This window comes from Providencia sp. PROV150, from assembly GCF_028481025.1.
GTDB lineage: Bacteria > Pseudomonadota > Gammaproteobacteria > Enterobacterales > Enterobacteriaceae > Providencia > Providencia hangzhouensis.
This window is the reverse complement of the sequence record NZ_JAMPPJ010000005.1, coordinates 166,909-187,284: the sequence shown is the minus strand read 5'-3', so window position 1 is coordinate 187,284 and position 20,376 is coordinate 166,909. Positions and strand designations below refer to the sequence as shown.

General features: G+C 40.1%; 16 protein-coding genes. 8 read left to right on the top strand and 8 right to left on the bottom strand.

The annotated features are described in order from the left end of the window. Positions 1–88 precede the first annotated feature (88 nt). Positions 89–1,288 carry an NO-inducible flavohemoprotein gene (gene hmpA / locus PSE83_RS05955; protein ID WP_004264934.1) on the top strand — a complete coding sequence of 400 codons (1,200 nt, stop codon included), beginning with the start codon at positions 89–91 and terminating at the stop codon, positions 1,286–1,288. Positions 1,289–1,475: 187 nt separating this feature from the next. Here the strand turns inward: hmpA and glnB are convergent, their stop codons facing one another. From glnB to PSE83_RS05930, 5 genes are all read right to left on the bottom strand, one after another. Then, entirely contained in the window at positions 1,476–1,814 is a 339-nt protein-coding gene (gene glnB / locus PSE83_RS05950; protein WP_004912721.1) for a nitrogen regulatory protein P-II, read from the bottom strand. Positions 1,815–1,826: 12 nt separating this feature from the next. Beyond that, a complete protein-coding gene (locus tag PSE83_RS05945) occupies positions 1,827–3,449 on the bottom strand; it encodes an NAD+ synthase (protein ID WP_004264936.1) in 1,623 nt (540 codons plus the stop codon). Between the two features lie 88 nt (positions 3,450–3,537). Next, the gene (gene glrR / locus PSE83_RS05940) at positions 3,538–4,878 is read right to left on the bottom strand and encodes a two-component system response regulator GlrR (RefSeq protein ID WP_198633698.1); all 1,341 of its coding nucleotides are present in this window, start codon (positions 4,876–4,878) and stop codon (positions 3,538–3,540) included. After that, complete coding sequence (gene qseG / locus PSE83_RS05935) at positions 4,875–5,705, bottom strand: two-component system QseEF-associated lipoprotein QseG (RefSeq protein WP_198633697.1); 831 nt, start codon at positions 5,703–5,705, stop codon at positions 4,875–4,877. The genes glrR and qseG overlap by 4 nt, the downstream gene beginning before the upstream one ends. After that, the gene (locus PSE83_RS05930; RefSeq protein WP_036959006.1) at positions 5,705–7,144 is read right to left on the bottom strand and encodes a sensor histidine kinase; all 1,440 of its coding nucleotides are present in this window, start codon (positions 7,142–7,144) and stop codon (positions 5,705–5,707) included. The genes qseG and PSE83_RS05930 overlap by 1 nt, the downstream gene beginning before the upstream one ends. A gap of 1,336 nt (positions 7,145–8,480) precedes the next feature. On the opposite strand from PSE83_RS05930, the gene PSE83_RS05925 reads away from it, so the two are divergent. The 7 genes from PSE83_RS05925 to fbpC all read left to right on the top strand — a co-directional run bounded on the left by PSE83_RS05925 (position 8,481) and on the right by fbpC (position 17,592). Further along, the gene (locus tag PSE83_RS05925; protein WP_262961067.1) at positions 8,481–9,506 is read left to right on the top strand and encodes a methyltransferase; all 1,026 of its coding nucleotides are present in this window, start codon (positions 8,481–8,483) and stop codon (positions 9,504–9,506) included. 157 nt (positions 9,507–9,663) lie between these two features. Further along, positions 9,664–10,290 (top strand): response regulator transcription factor, encoded by a 627-nt coding sequence (locus PSE83_RS05920; protein ID WP_004264947.1) that lies wholly within the window; start codon positions 9,664–9,666, stop codon positions 10,288–10,290. A gap of 7 nt (positions 10,291–10,297) precedes the next feature. Continuing rightward, positions 10,298–11,824, top strand: coding sequence for an MASE1 domain-containing sensor histidine kinase (locus PSE83_RS05915; protein WP_110591969.1), 1,527 nt, complete (start codon positions 10,298–10,300; stop codon positions 11,822–11,824). A gap of 106 nt (positions 11,825–11,930) precedes the next feature. Next, the gene (gene uhpC / locus PSE83_RS05910) at positions 11,931–13,256 is read left to right on the top strand and encodes an MFS transporter family glucose-6-phosphate receptor UhpC (protein WP_036959008.1); all 1,326 of its coding nucleotides are present in this window, start codon (positions 11,931–11,933) and stop codon (positions 13,254–13,256) included. Positions 13,257–13,270: 14 nt separating this feature from the next. Continuing rightward, the gene (locus PSE83_RS05905) at positions 13,271–14,302 is read left to right on the top strand and encodes an ABC transporter substrate-binding protein (RefSeq protein WP_004264950.1); all 1,032 of its coding nucleotides are present in this window, start codon (positions 13,271–13,273) and stop codon (positions 14,300–14,302) included. Positions 14,303–14,456: 154 nt separating this feature from the next. Further along, complete coding sequence (locus PSE83_RS05900) at positions 14,457–16,535, top strand: ABC transporter permease (protein WP_272660718.1); 2,079 nt, start codon at positions 14,457–14,459, stop codon at positions 16,533–16,535. 16 nt (positions 16,536–16,551) lie between these two features. Continuing rightward, positions 16,552–17,592 carry a ferric ABC transporter ATP-binding protein gene (gene fbpC / locus PSE83_RS05895; RefSeq protein WP_094961700.1) on the top strand — a complete coding sequence of 347 codons (1,041 nt, stop codon included), beginning with the start codon at positions 16,552–16,554 and terminating at the stop codon, positions 17,590–17,592. Between the two features lie 153 nt (positions 17,593–17,745). Here fbpC and PSE83_RS05890 read toward each other — a convergent pair whose 3' ends face one another. The 3 genes from PSE83_RS05890 to ulaG form a co-directional block, all read right to left on the bottom strand. Continuing rightward, on the bottom strand, positions 17,746–18,618 hold the full coding sequence (locus PSE83_RS05890; RefSeq protein ID WP_180312564.1) for a DMT family transporter: 873 nt from the start codon (positions 18,616–18,618) through the stop codon (positions 17,746–17,748). Then, on the bottom strand, positions 18,605–18,898 hold the full coding sequence (locus PSE83_RS05885; RefSeq protein WP_094961698.1) for a 2OG-Fe(II) oxygenase family protein: 294 nt from the start codon (positions 18,896–18,898) through the stop codon (positions 18,605–18,607). The genes PSE83_RS05890 and PSE83_RS05885 overlap by 14 nt, the downstream gene beginning before the upstream one ends. Positions 18,899–19,208: 310 nt before the next feature. After that, entirely contained in the window at positions 19,209–20,276 is a 1,068-nt protein-coding gene (gene ulaG / locus PSE83_RS05880) for an L-ascorbate 6-phosphate lactonase (RefSeq protein WP_094961696.1), read from the bottom strand. Positions 20,277–20,376 lie beyond the last annotated feature (100 nt).

The following is a 20,376-nucleotide window of genomic DNA, read 5'->3' as shown; positions in this document are numbered from 1 at the left end:
AATCTACAAAGGAATATTTTTAGATCGCAAAAATTTGCCCTTTGCCATAACTATAATGAGAACATGAAAATAATTCAGGAGCACCTGTATGCTAGATAGCCAAACCATTGCCATTGTTAAATCAACCATTCCTGCCATTGCTGAAACAGGGCCAAAACTGACCGCGCATTTTTATGATCGGATGTTTAAACAGCATCCTGAATTAAAAGATATTTTCAACATGACTCACCAAGTGAATGGGGACCAACGAGAAGCCCTTTTCAACGCTATCTGCGCATATGCTGTGCATATTGAAACTCCTGAGGCTCTTATTTCAGCTGTCGAAAAAATCGCCCAAAAACATGTAAGCTTAAATATTAAACCTGAGCACTATCCAATCGTCGGGGAAAACTTACTCGCGGCTATTGATGAACTCCTCAACCCAGGCCAAGAGGTTCTTGATGCATGGGGAAGAGCTTACGGTGTTTTAGCCGATATTTTTATTGGTAGAGAAGCTGCAATTTACCAAGAAAATGCGGATAAAAATGGGGGTTGGGAAGGCTTACGTGAGTTTAAATTAGCGCAAAAACAACCACAAAGTGATGTGATTACAAGTTTTGAATTTGTTCCTGTCGATGGGCAACCTGTCGCTGATTACCGCCCAGGCCAATATATCACTATTTATGTCAACAACCAGGGATTTGAAAACCAAGAAATCCGCCAATACTCTCTGACCACTGCACCTAATGGCCGTAGCTACCGTATTGCGGTAAAACGTGAAGAACAAGGCTCCGTTTCTAATTTCTTACATCAACAATTAAATGAAGGTGATAGTGTACTGCTCGCCCCTCCATGTGGTGATTTCTTTATTGATGTTGATGGTCAGACACCTGTTACCTTGATCTCTGCTGGCGTTGGTTTAACTCCAATGCTGAGCATGTTAAATCATCTAACAGAACAAGGTCACAACGCACAAGTTAATTGGTTCCATGCCGCTGAAAATGGTGCCGTTCATGCCTTTAGGCACGAAATTCAACAACTATTAGCAAAACAGCAAACCAGCCAATCCGCGATTTGGTTTAATCAACCAAGAGAGGAAGATCGTCTCGGGTTTGATTACCAATATGAAGGTTTAATGAATTTAGAATTGGTACGTGAATGGATTGAGCAACCGAATATGCAATTCTATTTCTGTGGCCCTGTTGGGTTTATGCAGCACGTAGGTAAGCAGCTAATTGCAATGGGTGTCGATACCAGTGCTATTCACTATGAATGTTTTGGACCACACAAGGTATTACCCCTCAATTAATTCACAAAAAATGCTCTTCTGTTTAGAAGAGCATTCTATGAAACATATTAACTGAAGAAAATGGGTTAACTAGTTAAATATTCGTAGTTTTCTAATTTAGCGGTAACGGGCTCGCATAATAAATATACAATTCTAATCCCATTCCTGTGTATTTTCCGTTACCGCATTTTCATACAAACTTAATTTATTAAATTGCTTCTTCGTCTTGCTCACCGGTTCGAATACGGATCACTCGAGCGACATCATAAACAAAGATCTTTCCATCACCAATTTTGCCAGTTTGTGCAGTTTGCATAATGGTTTCGACGCAGTTTTCAACGATGTCATCAGGTACTACAATTTCAATTTTTACCTTAGGTAAAAAATCAACCATATACTCTGCGCCACGGTAAAGTTCAGTATGCCCTTTTTGACGTCCAAAACCTTTCACTTCAGTCACTGTCATTCCAGTAATGCCCACTTCTGCAAGCGCTTCACGAACATCATCAAGTTTGAATGGCTTTATAATTGCATCAATTTTTTTCATAAATAATTCCTGTTATGACCAGTTTTTACGGCCAAAACCTGAGGTGATCGGATAACGGCGGTCTTTACCAAAATTACGCATCGTAATACGTGGCCCAACAGGCGCCTGACGACGTTTATATTCATTAATATCAACAAGGCGCACAACTTTGCGTACCACGTCTTTATCAAAACCAAGTTTGATTAGGTCATTAACTGACAAGTCTTTTTCCACATAGCCTTCTAATAATGCATCTAACACATCATAAGGTGGCAAACTGTCTTGATCTAATTGCCCTGGCGCAAGTTCTGCTGATGGCGGCCTATCAATCACGCGTTGTGGGATTGCTGGAGAGATAGTATTACGGTATTTAGCCAACTCAAAGACAAGGGTTTTAGGCACATCTTTTAATACGTCAAAACCACCCGCCATATCACCATACAATGTCGAGTAGCCAACCGCTGACTCACTTTTATTACTGGTAGTCAAAACTAAGCGACGACGTTTATTCGACATCGCCATTAAAATAACGGCTCGGCAACGCGCTTGTAAGTTTTCCTCAGTTGTATCAACCGCGGTTCCTTCAAACATAGGCGTTAACTGTGCCATAAAAGCATCAAACATCGGTTCGATAGATACGATATCGAATTCAACACCAAGCAAATCAGCTTGTTCTTTAGCGTCGTGGATGCTCATCTCAGAAGTATAGCGGAATGGCATCATGACCGCTTGCACGTGCTCTTTCCCTATTGCATCAACGGCAATAGCCACTGTTAACCCTGAATCAATCCCGCCTGATAGCCCTAAAATAGCCCCATTAAAACCATTTTTATTGATGTAGTCGCGAGTAGACATGACTAAAGCTTGGTATACCTGCGCCACAGGGTCATTCTCAATAAATACGCTACCTTCGCTCACCAATGCAAGTTCATCAAATTGCACTGTGATAACCTGCTCTTTAAATTCTTCCAATTTAAAGGTTTGCTTGCCTTTGTTTGCAATGATTTTTGAGCCACCATCAAAAACCAATTCGTCTTGTCCGCCAACTTGATTGAGATACACAATTGGCATATGAGTGCGTTTACAATGATCGACTAATAAATCAGTTCGAATATGTTCTTTATTAATATCATAAGGAGATGCATTGATTGTCAGTAATATTTCAGCGCCAGCCCCTTTTACTGCATCAACCGGTTCGTCATACCAAATATCTTCGCAAATCAATAAGCCGAGCTGGTAACCTTTAAATTCAACAACACAGGTTTTTTCATCTGCGGTGAAATAACGAGGCTCATCAAACACGCCGTAATTTGGTAATTCTTGTTTAAAATAGCGTGCGTGCAATTTGCCTTGATAGAAAAAAGACAATGCATTATAGATATCATCCCCTTCATACCATGGATGACCAACAATAATTGCCGTTTCTTGGCTGGCTTTTTGCAAACGGTCGAGTTGTACTAAACAGCGGTCCTCAAAATCAGCTCGGAAAATTAAATCCTCTGGTGGGTACCCTGTCAAAGACAGCTCTGAAAACATGACAATATCTGTGTTTGGTGCTTGTTCACTCACAACTTGCAACATGCGATCGCAGTTGCCTTCGATGTCACCGACTAACCAATTAAGTTGTGCTAGTGAAATATTAAGCTTACGGCTCATAAGGTGTTTTTTCTCCCGGAGCGTGAATATGAATTGCCTTATTCCACATAATGTAATCGATAACAACTATGTGGTAAATAATTCTTATTTATTCTTTAAAATCATTGGCTTCTAAATCGTGTCGACCAAGTAATTTGTAAAATTCTGTGCGGTTTCGCCCTGCCATTCGGGCAGCTTGGGTGACATTCCCTTTTGTCATTTGTAATAACTTACGTAAATAATTCAATTCAAATTGATTACGAGCTTCAACAAATGTCGGCAAGGCCGTATTTTCACCTTGAAGCGCTTGGCTAACGAGTGCTTCGCTGATAACAGGAGACGTTGTTAATGCAACGCATTGTTCAATAACATTAACTAATTGACGAACATTGCCCGGCCAACTCGCTGTTATTAAGCACTTCATGGCGTCACTGGAAAAACTACGCACGAAAGGTTTATGCCGTGATGCAGATTCACGCAATAGATGATTTGCTAATAATGGAATATCTTCAGAACGTTCATTTAACGCAGGAATACGCAGATTAACCACATTTAAGCGATAATAGAGGTCCTCACGAAACTCATTTTTTTCCATCGCTTTAGGCAAATTCCGGTGAGTTGCGGAGAGAATTCGCACGTCAATATCTAAATCGCGGTTACTACCTAAAGGGCGAACTTTGCGTTCTTGCAATACTCGCAATAATTTAACCTGCAATGGCATTGGCATATCGCCAATCTCATCTAAAAATAACGTACCACCGCTGGCTGCAAAGAATAACCCTTCGCGGTTACTTACTGCGCCGGTAAAAGCCCCTTTAGCATGACCAAATAATTCAGACTCTAATAATTGTTCAGGTAATGCACCGCAGTTAATGGCAATAAACGGCTTACGTGCCCTAGGGCTAGCTTTATGAATAGCCTGAGCTAAAACTTCTTTACCTGTACCACTTTGCCCATTAATTAGCACGCTAACATCAGATTGTGCCACCATATGCGCTTGTTCTAATAGCCGAATCATTAAGGGGCTACGCGTGACTATACCAGCGCTCCACTCCTCATCGCTAATCGGTGTCGAAGAGAGCGCGAGAGCTTCATCGATTGCTTTATATAATGCGTCTTTATCTACTGGCTTAGTTAAAAAACTAAATACGCCTCGTTGTGTTGCCGCGACGGCATCAGGGATAGAACCATGAGCAGTGAGTATGATAACTGGCATGTTTGGATGGACTTTTTGTATCTCATCGAAAAGCGCCATACCATCCATTTCATCCATGCGTAAATCGCTAATCACTAAATCTAATTTTTCTTTTTGTAAGATTTTTAGTGCTTCAGGGCCGCTTTCTGCTGTAGTGACTTTAAAACCTTCACTACTCAAGCGCATACCTAACAATTTAAGAAGGCTCGGGTCATCGTCAACTAGCAATAAATTTGCTGACTTACGATTCGTCATTTTTGTTCATTCTCCGATGAATTTTGCTCTACTGGAGAAGATGCGCTGCTTTCAGGCTTTGGCTCTTCTGAGGAAATAGGCTTATCTCCTTCAACCCCATTTTCTACATCTTTTTCGGTTTCGTTGGTGCTTTTCTTACGAGAAGAAAGCTGGCGTTCAATGTCCGTTAAATTTTCAAGCTTACGGGAGGTCGTATTCAGTTCAAAAGCCAATTTAGCATTATCTTCCTTTAGACGGTCGAGTTTTGTATCCATTTCTTGCTGTAGGCGTTTATAACGAACCCCTGCATCTGACAGATTGATAATTTGTACTTGTTGCTCACGCCATAATTGTAATAATGGACGTACCCCTGTGGGAAAATTCAAACTGTACGTATTTATGCTATCAAGCATTTTACGGCGCTCTGCAATAGACGGGTCAGCAGAATTCAACAAAATATTTTGTTGAAATGCACTCGACCAATTTGTTACGTCTATTTTACCTGCATCCTCACGTGCTTGACTGGTTTCCGTGCGATCTGCGCAGTCCATCATTCGTAACCAAAATAATGCATTTTCCCGTGCAGCTGGCTGGTCATTGCTCCAAATAGATTCACATGATGTATAACGGTAGTCTGTGACTTTAACTTCAGGCACAACAACTTGCGCCAGAGTTTCGAGTGGTGACTGACCATTTTTTACTACACATCCACTTAAAATTAGGGAAAATAAAACCGCCCCAAAATTGAGCCCTGTACGTCTCATCACATAAGGTACTCTTTGGTTATATTTACTTAACGATGCGTTACGGTAAAGTACCGCCCAAACACCTGTAGACCGATTTACCATTATTCATTCTCTGCGGTTAGAGGCAGTTCAATTCTAAAACAGACATCTGCTGATTTGTTGGGAACGAGAGAAAGTTCTCCCCCCATTTGTTTAATACAATCTTGCGCAATACTCAGCCCTAGCCCACTTCCTTTGACAGCACCTTTTCTTTGTAGTGAACCTTGATAGAACGGCTCAAAAATCATACTTTGCTCAGACTCAGGAATTGGCGTCCCCGTATTCGCAACTTCAATCAGAAGCTTATTACCTGTTTGGCGACTAGAGATCCAAATATTACCTGATTCGCCACCATAGTGCACCGCATTGGAGTAGATATTATCAATAACTCGTCCTAAAAGTGAGGGTTCGGCTAAACAGCTGTCCACTTTTAAACGCACTTCTGTTTTAATATTTTTAGCCCGTGCCGGTAAATTATGTGCTTTAACAATATCTTCAATGAGTTTTTGTAAATCAACAATTTGTGCTTCTGGCGGGTCATCGACAAGCTTACGATTATAATCAAGTAATTGCTCAATAAGTTGCTGAAGATGCTTACTGCTGTGATCAAGAATTTCTACAACTTCTTTTTGAGACACCGTTAATGGCCCTGCCACCTCATCAGCGAGTAATTCTGTTCCTTCACGCATGCTTGCAAGAGGTGTTTTTAATTCATGTGAAATATGGCGTAGAAATTCGTGGCGCTGTGATTCAAGCCATGCGAGTCGTTCACTTAACCAAATAATCCGCTGTGCGATTGTCCGTAGCTCCCTAGGGCCTTTAAAGCGTTCAATATTATTCGCAATTGTACGCCCAGTACCGAGACGGTTAATCATTCGTTCGATAGCTTTAACTGGGCCAATAATCATCCGAGTGAATAATGCCACTAGCAATGCGCTTAATAAGAATAAAATTAAGCTTTGCCAACCAAATAGTTGGCCTTTATTCGCAATCGCTTTTTGCAGCTGTTCCCCACGGCTAAAAATCACATCACGAGTTTCTTGCACTAATGAGGCATTTTCGGCAGAAAATTGTTCTAAAGCCCGTGTGATTTTTTCTGTCGGTTCATTGTTTTCACACGCAACCGTTTTAAGTACATCCAAAGTCTTAGTCAATGCAGAAGTGTCTGTCGAGGTAGGTAAGATCGTTCGCTGACGTTCAAACATTTGCTGGTAGTCTGCAAACTGTTTCTGATATTGAGTATGCAATGTAGCATCTTGCAAAACACAATATTGACGATAGCTCCGTTCCATTTCTAAGGCGAGGCTACTCATCACTTCACTACGCCGTGCGTCAAGCAACGTGGTTTTATTGATATTGGCAGCTTGGTTACTCAGTTGCTCTAGGCTTTGATATGCCTGATAGGCTAATACTAATAAAGGAAGTAATACAAGCCAGAATGCCATCACAACTAGTTGACGCAAGGAGCGAGGGAAAAAACGCCATTTACTCAATACATTCATCTCATACCCATTAAACGTATTGCAATGGTAGCAGAACTCCCTGTAATGCGAAAAGCACAATCCAAATTCTGTGTCCCATAGCGTTAAAATCAGACTAAGTGTAACAATCAAAAAGCAATGAACGTGCCAAGTTAATTGGTAAAAAATGATAATTTTCAGATAGGTATGTTCAACGCTCCGGATGTTCCTTTTTCGCATAAACGAAAGCATAAAAGAATCGATAGGTCTTACTAAATGAATTCTTTCGTCTTTTCTTTAGTTTTTTCTTTAAAAATAAAACACTAAGCTATGCCCTAAATAATTCGGATTGCAGCTAGGCGCCAAGTGAAGATATCTCTAGGAGCATACAAAAGTATGTGACTAGAGTGGCTGAACGCAGGTAACAACGCTGCGGTTCGAAGTATGACGGGCATAGGGCGGCAAGAGAAGATATCTCTATGAAACATACAAAAGTATGTGACTAGAGTAGCTGAACGCAGGTAACAACGCTGCGGTTCGAAGTATGACGGGCATAGGGCGGCAAGAGAAGATATCTCTATGAAACATACAAAAGTGTGTGATTCGGGTAGCTGAACGCAGGTAACAACGCTGCGGTTCGAAGTATGACGGGCATAAAACAGGAAGGCGGGATGAAGTATTGACCTTCACCCCGCCAGCGATAACAACTTCTATAATGCTTTTTATATGATTATGTCTTTACATTAAAGATAATCATATAGGTGGTGCCTCACTCCACGTGTCGCCCTGTGTTTGATAAGGCCCGAAGGCGAATATCTATGCTGTTGGACGGTAGGCACCTTACTTTGGCGTCATTCTTGGTTTATGTGGTATGTACCCAACTAATTTTGGACCTACATAAGAAGTTGAATGAGCAACTGAATATTATTATGCACAAGCCGTGCCAACTTTTCAAGAAATTTTATATCTACATGATTAAAAACAAAATTTATTTTTAATCCCACTTTAGCTACTTTTTAATACACCGTACCCGCTTACTGTTTTTTCTTAAGTGTCGCTAATTTATGACACCCGATTAGCTCATTTTCAAATACCTTAAATATCAATAAGATAAATGTCGCTTTTTGGAGACACAACTATAGTGTGTTTGTCTCTTATTTAAGACACTGTCGTTTAATCACACATTAAATATACACTTAATATAAATTAAATTAGAATAATTAATGATTTACCGTAAGGCACTAATTAAGATAGAGAGCAAGACAACAATATATAATTGATATATTTGACTTTGGTTAAATCCATCTATAATAAAAACAGCAGAGATACTTTACCAATCATTATATTTTATTGTTACTTTCTCGTTTAAGGTGTATTTATGAATAAAATGCCCTCATTACCTATGCAGGATCTTCAACCAGCTTTACATATTTTAGAGCAATCTATTGGCTATTTATACCAAGCTGCACTACGTGCCGCGGTGAAACTGCGTATTGCAGAAGCATTACAATCAGGTTCCAAAACAGCTGAAGAACTCGCCAAAGAAACGGGAGCAAATCCCCGAGAACTCACTCGATTATTACGATTATTAGCCACTAAAGATATTTTTAAGCTAACCCCTGATAACAAATTTGACCTCACACCCGCCGCACAATATTTATCTGAAAAGAATACGTTTTCATTACGGCAAGCGGTATTGATGTTTACTGACCCTTCGTTCTGGTTACCCGCAGGCGAGTTACACCGCAGCGCGTTTGAACCCCATTTGTTTAACAGCATGTTTGGAATGAGTTTTTATGAATATTGGGATGAACGAATTACTGATAGTGATAATTTCCACGAAGGCATTTCGTCTGTAAGTAAATTAGAAAATGCATTTGTCGTAGAAAGTTATAGTTTCCCAGATAACGCTCTCGTTGCAGACATTGGCGGCGGCTGTGGTGGGTTACTTTTAGAGGTTATGAAAGCAAATTTAACATTAAAAGGCATATTATTTGATAAAGCCCAAGTATTAGAAAAACATATTCTTAATCAACTAGATGACCCCACCCGTTGGAGCATCCAAGCTGGCTCATTTCTTGAAGCCTGCCCTGAAGCTGATATTTATTTACTCAAGTATATTACTCATAATTGGTCAGATACTGTTGCAATAAAGATACTTAAAACAATTAGAAAGTCGATGAGTCCTAACTCTAAGTTACTAATCATTGAAAATATTGTTACCAACGACAATCACCCCCACTTCAGTAAAAATATGGATTTAGTACAGATGGTTTTATTTGATGAAGGCCATGAACGCACAGAAACTGAGTTCAATTCACTGCTAAATCAAGCAAACTTACAATTAAAACAAATTATTTCAACACAATGTCATATTTCCATTATTGAAGCATACCCCATTTAACGTCCGCTATCCTGCTTTATACAATCAAAGCACTAAAGCAGGATAATTAAAGAAAATACCTGATGAATATCAGAATTTTAAATTATGTTAGTAGCTTATCCCTGTTCGTCTTGCTATAAGATTTGCCAATACCCTACTCATCAAATTGATAAAAAATATGATAAAAATCGCGTTAGTTGATGACCATATCGTTGTGCGTTCTGGCTTCGCACAACTATTAACACTTGAACCTGATATTTCGGTTGTCGGGCAATATGCTAATGCTCAAGAAGCTTGGCCTAATTTGCTTAATTTAGATATTGATGTTGCCATCATGGATATTTCGATGCCAGATGAGAACGGCCTGCAACTTTTATCACGGTTGCGCCAAAAAAAGCCGGATTTTCGCACCATTATCTTGAGTATTTATGATACCCCCGCTTTTGTGCAAAGTGCTTTAGATGCTGGAGCCAGTGCGTATTTAACTAAACGCTGTGGCCCTGAAGAATTAGTGCAAGCGGTTCGCTCAGTACACCAAGGAGGCTGCTACCTATGCGCCGATGCCATGAGAGCGTTACGCCACTCACCCCAACAGCAGCAAAGTCTACAAGAACTCACGCCTCGGGAACGGGAAGTGTTTGATTTATTAGTTGCTGGCTTGAGTGTAAAAGTGATCGCAGAGCAACTTGAATTAAGCCATAAAACTGTGCATGTGCATCGTGCAAATATATTAGGCAAATTACAATGCGAAAATACCATCGACCTTGTTCATTACGCGTTAGAGCATAACCTAATATCAAGGTAATTTCGGCATGAATAAAAGCTTACGTTTAACACTGCAGTCCATCTTTCTATTTTTTACCTATTCTCTGTTATGGATTGGGTTGTGGATCATCGGCTTTTATTTAAGTCAAAACAGTTTTCAAGCAACTTTATTTCTTCCGCAAGGCTTGCGCCTAGCATTGATGATTATCCTGTGGCGACGTTACTGGCCAACACTACTACTCAGCGAAGGGATATTAAATTTTTGGTTATCATCAGAGCAACTGCTCTTCCAACCTGTTTTACTGTTATCTCCATTATTGAGTCTCGGTGTTGCCTTCGTCATTCAAAACATTTGGTGGCGCTATACGTTATATTGGCAACGATTACTATTATTGCTCGCAGGTGTCGCCGCAAATAGTGTATTACACGCTTTATTATTCAGTGGGTTATCATCTTATTCCATTAGCCAATTATTCCTAACAACATTCACCGGAGGAATACTACTCTCTCCTTTTGTTTACCTTATTTATGAATATCTCCACGAGCAGCACTACCAAATGCTCCTTGATTATGGAACGCCAGATAAACAATTACGAACCTCTTTAATAGTTTGGTGTTTTCTATTCTGTGTCGTTGGGTTGAGTGCCCAAGTCTTTTTTGCCCCCGAAATTGAGCGGTTAATTGTCCTACTCGTCTTTATTCCTAATGTTTTTATGGCTTATCGCTATGGTTGGCAGGGCGGCGTACTTTCTGCATTATTAGGCAGTTTAATTATTACTTTTGCACGGCAATTTCACGGTGCCTTTGTTGATTTAGAAGAGCTAGAAATGTTTCTCAGTTCCCAAGCCTTAATTGGCATTGGGCTTGGGATAGCAATTAGCCGACAAAAACAACTGGCGAGTAACCTACAACGCTACCGACAACGCTTAGAGCAAGAGCTAAAAGCGCGACGCGACTTAATGTTACAACTCGTTCATACCGAGGAAGATATCAAAAAAGCGATTGCTCGCGAGTTGCATGATGAAATTGGGCAAAATATTACTGCCATCCAAATTCAGTCAATGCTAGTGAAAAAAACAGCGTCTGACGACATCAGCCACCAAGCAGCAAGTCAAATAAATGAACTAGCTCAGCAAATTCACCAATCTACGCGGCAATTATTGCGCCAATTGCGCCCTCCCGTATTGGATGAAATGTCCCTTGAAAATGCACTTAAGCACTTAATTACTGAATTTTCTTTTCCACAGAATAATATTCAATGTCACTTTCATTATGGCTTACAAGAAACGCCGATCAATGAAACGGTTTTATTTACACTTTATCGCCTCGTCCAAGAATTACTTAACAATATCAGTAAACATGCAAAAGCCACACAAATTCACATATCTCTTAAGCAAATAGGTGACTCGATCCAGCTAGTTGTTGATGACAATGGTGTTGGTATTCCATTTAGCAAACGCACGAGTGGCTTTGGTTTGCGCGGTATTGAGGAGCGAGTTCGAGCCTTAGGTGGTGACTGGACATTGACCACACAAAACGGAACACAAATAAGTGTTAACTTGCCCACATTTTGAGATAAAACATCGCAAAACTAGGAATAATTCCTAGTCCCCTAATACCTTCTCTCATCCTTTTTGTTAAAAACTTGATTACATTTTGCCTAACAAGAGAAACCGCCCTATGACAGGTAAAGACACCTTGAGTCTGGATAACACGTATCGTTTTTGGCGTCGCCGCTTAATGCTATCAATGATTATTGGTTATGCCACTTTTTACCTTACGCGAAAGAGTTTTAACTTCGTGATGCCTGTCATGCAAAACGAGCTGTTTCTCGATAAAAGCGATATTGGCTGGATAGCGACTGCATTTTATTTAACCTACGGTATTTCTAAGTTTTTATCGGGAATTTTCCACGATATCACCGGATACCGTTGGTTTATGGGTGTCGGCTTAGTGATGACAGGGCTGCTAAATATTATTTTTGCCTATTGCTTATCGTTTCCGGCGTTATTAATCGTGTGGACACTAAATGGCTTTTTTCAAGGCTGGGGCTGGCCACCTTGCGCACGCATTCTAACGCACTGGTATTCACGCAATGAGCGTGGATTTTGGTGGGGGCTGTGGAATATTTCCATCAACCTAGGGGGAATGTTACTGCCTCTGCTAACGGCATTATTGGCAACCCAGTACAGCTGGCAAATGGCATTAATTGTCCCTGGCGTTATTGGAGTCATCATTGGGTTATGGCTGTGCCGCCAATTACGTGGCACACCACAAGAAGAACAGCTTCCAAGCGTGGGGCAATGGCGACAAGATGTGTTGGAGTTACGCCAAGAGCGTTTGTCCCCTCCCATGCCGATGTTAACGATTTTAAAAGATGCCATTATTTTTAACCGTATGATTTGGTTACTGGGTTTCTCCTATATTTTGGTTTATCTCATTCGTATGGCGATAAACGATTGGGGGAATTTATGGTTAACAGAAAAACATGGCACTAATTTACTCAGTGCAAATGCAACATTATCGTTATTTGAATTGGGAGGATTATTAGGTGCTCTCTGCTCTGGCTGGGGCTCTGATATCCTATTTCGCGGCCAACGAGCGCCAATGATCCTACTGTTTTCTTTGGGGCTTTGTGTCTCAGTTAGCGCCTTATGGTTAACACCAATTCATCACTACGCTTTATTGGCTGTATGTTTCTTTGCTATCGGATTTTTTGTGTTTGGACCGCAAATGTTAATCGGCTTAGCTGCAACAGAATATTGTCATAAAAAAGCAGCTGGGGCGGTAACGGGCTATCTTGGATTGTACGCCTATTTAGGGGCGGCAATTGCGGGATGGCCACTCTCTCAAGTCATTGCACATTATGGTTGGTCAGGGATGTTTTCTTTACTGGCCAGTGCTGCGGCTTTGATGGGATTACTGCTAATGCCTCTATTGATTGCCAATGTCAGCAAGCGAGAGCATTTAGCAGGCACCGTTTCACCCTCTGATAATAAAACCTGAATAAAGGACTGAAAATGAAACTGAAAACTCTCTCTACGCTCATCGCTGCTGGTTTATCGCTAGCGGCTATTTCTACCACTGCAAATGCTGCGGGCCGTTTGGTTGTTTACTGTAGCGCCACTAACGCCATGTGTGAAACTGAAACGCAAGCTTTTGCGAAAAAATACGATGTCAAAACCACCTTTGTACGTAACGGTTCTGGTAGTACTTTAGCCAAAATTGAGGCTGAAAAACGTAACCCACAAGCTGACGTGTGGTATGGCGGTACATTAGACCCTCATTCACAAGCAGGAGAAATGGATTTACTTGAGCCATACAAGTCGCCAAATCTGTCTGAAATTATGCCGCAGTTCCAAGACCCAGCAAAACGTAAAGGTAACTATTCTTCTGCAGTTTACATCGGTATTTTAGGCTTCGGTGTCAATAAAGATCGCTTAAAAGAAAAAGGTTTGCCGATCCCAACTTGCTGGAAAGATTTAACAAAACCTGAGTATAAAGGCGAAATTCAAATCGCAGACCCACAAAGTTCAGGAACTGCTTATACTGCATTAGCCACTTTCGACCAATTATGGGGAAATGAGCAAGCCTTTGATTATCTAAAAAAATTAAATGCTAACATATCACAATATACCAAGTCAGGTATTGCTCCAGCACGTAATGCGGCTCGTGGTGAGTCGGCAATTGGTATTGGCTTCTTACATGATTATTCATTAGAAGTGGAAAACGGTGCGCCGTTAGAACTCATCGCTCCTTGTGAAGGAACAGGTTATGAAATCGGCGGGATCAGTATCCTGAAAAACGCGCGTAATATGGACAACGCCAAATTATTCGTTGATTTCGTCTTATCGAAAGAAGCTCAAGAGCTGAGCTGGAAAGAAGGGAAATCTTACCAAATCTTAACCAACACAACGGCAGAATCCTCGCCTATTTCATTAAAACTCAATGATTTGAACCTAATTAATTACGATATGGATAAATACGGTGATGCTGACGTCCGTAAAAACCTTATCAATAAATGGGTTACTGAAGTCAAAATGAGCAAATAGCATTAAGTGCGGCGTTAACTCGCCGCACTGAGCACTTACTTAACTAAAATAAAAAATTAATTTAATTAAGCTTCAAATTATGAGTGTTGTGATGGGTTGGCGGAGTACAGCTAAGACCGTGACAGCGCAAAATATGGCGAGCTTAGGGGGAACTATGTCTCAAACCCTAACCTTATCGACCCCAACCAAAAAGGATAGCATATTCTTTTGGTTGCTGATTGCATGGCTAGGTTTCGCGTTACTACCTTCTTGGAGCCTAGACTATGGCGTACTTGATTCAACACAAGACGAGATCATAGCGGCTTACGGTTGGAGTAGCCTAAACATTAGTTGGCTTTGGTATTTATTACCTTCTATTTTATTTATTCGCCCGTTAACACCAGCGGATCGTTATCATAAAACACGGCATTACGTCGATATTGGCGTGGCTGTTATCACCGCCGCCGTGGCGATCTTAACCTCCTACTTTGAAGGAAAAGGGTTAGGTTACTCAGCTATTGTGCTATTTATCGCCTTGGGAATGGTGATGACATTGGCGTTAACCCGCCTTGAGTGGCTCGGTGGAGACCAGTTTGTTATTGGCTCACTGATCACCGTTGTTGCTTTAATAACCCTGTTTATTGTGTTCCCTAGTGTCGCTATTTTTATCCCAATGTTTACTGATGGAAATGGAGACTTTGCACCATTCGCCTTTGTGGCAATTTTGACACAATCGCATATTGTCCAATTTATTATTAACTCTGTATTTTTATCGTTAGCGGTAGGGGCTGGCTGTACTTTCTTTGGTTTAATTTTAGCCATTTATACGACGCGTATTGCTAAACGCTCCGCCATCATTGGCCGTGTTTTTTCTATTTTGCCTATCGTCACTCCCCCATTTGTCGTCGGTCTAGGGGTCACATTGATGATGGGGCGTTCAGGGTATATTACCGAATTCCTTGCTACTTATATGGGCCTTGAAAATACCAACTGGCTATATGGCTTTACGGGAATTTGGTTAGCGCAAGTGCTAGCATTCACCCCGATGTCATTCATGATTTTAGATGGTGCGATTAAAACCATTCACCCATCTTTAGAAGAAGCGTCTTATACATTGCGTGCCAACCGTTACCAAACTTTCTTTAATGTATTTATGCCATTACTGAAACCTGCTTTGGCAAACGCATTTTTAATCGTCATAGTGCAATCATTGGCTGACTTTAGTAACCCATTAGTTTTAGGTGGTAACTTCGACGTACTCGCGACGCAAATTTACTTCTATATCACTGGGTCGCAGTTAGATTATCAAGCCGCCAGTACCTTGGGTGCGTCACTACTAGTGTTCTCACTTTTAGTCTTCTGCGTTCAGTATATGTGGATAGGCAAACGCTCCTATGTCACTGTGTCCGGGAAATCTTACCGTGGTGATGTTCAGCCGTTACCAACATCGTTAATTGCCACTGTAACAGCCTTCTTAGCTATTTGGGTTGCATTTAACATATTGTTATACGGTAGCATTTTCTACGGTAGCTTTACCGTGAACTGGGGTGTTGATTACACCTTAACCTTAGATAATTTTATTAAATTATTTGGTCAGGGTATGAGTGATGGTGCATGGCCGTCACTGTTAGATACGCTTCTGTATGCAGGTATTGCGGCACCTATTACCGCGATCCTTGGTTTACTAATTGCCTATATCGTAGTTCGCCAAGACTTCCGTGGTAAAAAGACCATCGAATTCACGACGATGTTGTGTTTTGCGGTTCCTGGTACCGTGGCAGGTGTGTCATACATTTTAGCCTTTAACGATTCACCGTTTTATTTAACGGGAACGGCTGCCATCGTCATTATTTCAATGACCATGCGTAACGTCCCTGTGGGTATCCGTGCTGGTATTGCAGGTTTAGGGCAAATTGATAAATCATTGGATGAAGCGTCACTCAGCTTACGAGCGGGTTCAATGCGTACCATCTTCTTTATCCTGTTACCCTTGTTGCGCCCAGCCATTTTATCGGCGCTGATTTATAGCTTTGTCCGTGCGATCACCACTGTCAGTGCGATTGTATTCTTGGTTACTCCAGATACTCGCGTCGCAACGGCTTATATTTTGAACCGTGTTGAAGACGGTGAATATGGCGTTGCCATTGCCTATGGCTCAATCCTGATTGTCGTAATGTTGGCAATTATTTTCTTATTTGACTATTTGATTGGCGAAGCCCGTGTTTCACGTTCCAAAGCCAAAAATGCACAGTAATCATGGAGTAACTGACATGACACAACATCATTTTGTTGAACTAAAAAATGTGACTAAACGCTTTGGCAACAATACCGTCATCGATGATTTAAGTCTTTCAATTCCGCAAGGTAGCATGGTGACCCTACTCGGCCCATCAGGCTGCGGTAAAACCACCGTATTGCGTTTAGTGGCTGGCTTAGAAAAACCGACTGAAGGCCGTATGTTTATTGACGGTGAAGATGTGACAGACCGTTCCATTCAACAACGCGATATCTGTATGGTTTTCCAATCTTATGCCCTGTTCCCGCATATGTCCTTGGGGGACAACGTGGGTTATGGCTTAAAAATGTTAGGATTACCCAAAGCCGAAATAAAAAAACGAGTTGACGAGGCATTAGAATTAGTTGATTTAGCTGGTTTTGCTGACCGTTTCGTTGACCAAATATCAGGTGGCCAACAACAGCGTGTGGCCTTAGCTCGCGCATTGATCCTTAAGCCAAAAGTGCTGTTGTTCGATGAGCCATTAAGTAACTTGGATGCAAATTTACGTCGTAGCATGCGTGAAAAAATCCGTGAGTTACAGCAGCAGTTTAATATCACCTCTTTGTATGTTACCCACGACCAAAGCGAGGCCTTTGCGGTTTCGGATATGGTGTTGGTCATGAATAAAGGGAAAATCATGCAACTCGGCTCACCGCAAGAGCTCTACCGCCAGCCAGCGTCAAAATTTATGGCCAGCTTTATGGGGGATGCCAATATTTTCCCTGCGACACTCAGTGCGGATTCCGTGGATATTTTCAATTATCGCTTACCACGCCCAGAACAGTTTGTTACTGATAAAACCGCGGTAACTGTGGGGGTTCGTCCCGAAGCTATCACGCTGAGTTTACAAGGTGAAGACAGCCAACGCTGTACAGTGACTCATGTTGCTTATATGGGGCCTCAATATGAAGTCACTGTTGATTGGCATAGTCAATCAATGTTACTGCAAATTAATGCCACTCAATTACAACCTTCTGTCGGGGAAAACCTCTATTTGCAGATCCACCCATACGGCATGTTTATTCTTGAGTAATATCTCACTCTTTGAATAATACAAAATGTCATTAGGTAACAAGGGAAACTTAGCATTGTGAATAGCACATTCTCCCTTCACCCATAAGGGCGGAGGGGGAATGTGCCCCATAAGAAAATAATCACTAAAAGCATATTATCGGTGACTTCAATATCAATTTTTATTTTTTTCTGAAAGTACAATTAACATACTTAACAAAATAAATAACATACCGATTATCATCGAAATTGTCATTGTCTCATCTAAAAGATAGGATGAAATCATCACACTAATGATTGGTGAAATAAGAATTGAGTATGATGAAAGCTTTGCGCCACCATACCCTATCATATAATACCAAAGAACATAAACAATCACGCCATTAGCTATCCCCATATAGATAATTGGTATATATACACTCATAAAAAATTCAGAATGTATATTACTCAATATGTTTAAATCAACATTTAAAAATGGAATTAATAAAATAAAAAAAACAAATGATACTATATTTTGATAAAATACTTTTGAAGTTAGGTTTATTTTCATGGTAATTTTTTCAGATAAAATAGTTCCTAGCGCCCACATAAATGCACTTAATAAAATTATCATTTCACCAATACTTATACCAACTGGTGATATAAAGATAAAAATACCACTAATGCATAACAAAGATACAAATACTGACCGAGTTTCAATATGTTTATTTATTACACCCAATACAACTGTTGCCATTACTGGCATTGTATAAACAAGTACAGATGCCTTTACCGCTTCTGTATACTTTAACGCCAAACTATTTAATATAGGAACTAAAAAAACATTTAAAAAACCAAGTGGGATACTGTTTACAAACTCTCGAAAATTAAACCGACACCGACTAAAAAAGAAAAAAACAAAACACAAAAAAATAACTGAAATAATTAGGGAGTAGATTCTAAAAGCCCAAACACCTACTTGGTCAATCGCTAGTTTTGATATAGGAAATGCACTCCCCCATATGAATGATATTAAAATAGCACAAAGAAGTACTTTAATTTGCTTCATTATACCTCACAACTAATGCCATTCTTTTACTTGTTCTATTAGATGTCACTGTGGAAACGAAATGTGGGATTTTTCTTTTTTTTGTATCAAAAATTAAAATATTTAAATATGACGGGATAAAAGTATCTAAAATTGTCTTTTTATCCTTATCTAAAATCATCGTTAATCCTCCATAATTTGCTTCCCATTCCTTTGTTAGGTTAATTACAATACCTATCCCATCATCGGAGTCGCAATGTGTAGTTAGAAAATCATCTTTATCAAACTTGCTTAAGTACATGTTTGATATAATATTTACCTTACTTCCTGTTAGGTTTTCTAAAAATTTTTTAAATTTAACATCATTAACAACTGAAATTAAATCAGCAGAAATTATTTTTATTGAATCAGATAAGTTATCTACATTGATAGCACTAACATTAGAAAATATTAAATTAAGACAGTCAACGTCAGTAGATTAATAAAAAATAATGCCACATAGATAATAAATATATTGGCAATACATATTATTTGAATATATATATTTTTTAAATAAAATAAAAAAACAGCGTCTAAGTTTCCTTAAACGCTGCTTTTAATAGCAGGATTAATTATAAAAACGCTTTATATGGCAATTCAGGTTCATTTTTGAAAATATCACTAAAGCCGCGGAAATGTTGATAATGCATGCGGTTTTTATCTGTTGGATAAGTATATTTCCCACCCACTTGCCAGAAGAACGGGGCAAATTTATATTGCAAACGCTCTTTTTTCATATTCCACAAGACTTCAATTTCCCGCGGATCATTTTGGAAGTTAGCCCAAATATCATGGTGGAATGGAATAACCCGCTCGCAATCTAATGACTCTGCCGCACGTAAAATATCGGATGACGTCATTTTATCGGTCACACCACGTGGGTTCTCTCCATAGGAAAGCAATGCCACATCAATCTGATAACGGTTACCGTGAGCCGCATAATAGTTTGAATAATGTGAATCGCCTGAATGATAAATAGAGCCACCTGTTGTTTCAATCAGGTAATTCACTGCACGTGAATCCATACCATCTAAAATTTGCTTATCATAAGAAGAAACACCCTGTGGCAATGTCACTAGTGCCGTGCGGTCAAATGAGTCTAACACACGGATTTTCATATCCCCCACTTCCAGTACATCACCGACTTTGGCAACAACGCAACGTTCGGTTGGTACTCCCCATTTTATCCATAAATCCACACAAGCTTGAGGGCCAATAAATTTAACGTGGTCACCACAGTTTTGCATTACCGCAGCAGCGACATTGACATCGATATGGTCAGCATGGTCATGAGAAGCTAAAATCGCATCAACTTCTTTAATCGCAAACGGATCTAAAGGGAAAATTGCAGTACGTAAGTTGGGTTGTAGCGCTTCAACACCGCCCATACGCATCATTTGGTGTTGCTTATTCATGAGTGGATTTTTTTGCGTTTTTTTCCCTGTTCCACACCAAAAATCGATACAAACATTGGTATTTCCCTCACTCTTTAACCAAATACCTGTGCACCCCAGCCACCACATTGAAAAGGTATTGGGTTCAACAACCGTTTTTTCAATTTCTTCATTTAGCCACGTTCCCCACTCAGGAAACGTACTTAAAATCCAAGATTCACGTGTGATTTCATTTACTTTGCTCATAGTAACAATACCTTTTCTAGAATTTTAGATGTAGGGAGCCTGATGCCTTAATCGAGAAATTAAGGCATGGCAGCTGAATTTGTCTATATTAAAAAATCAG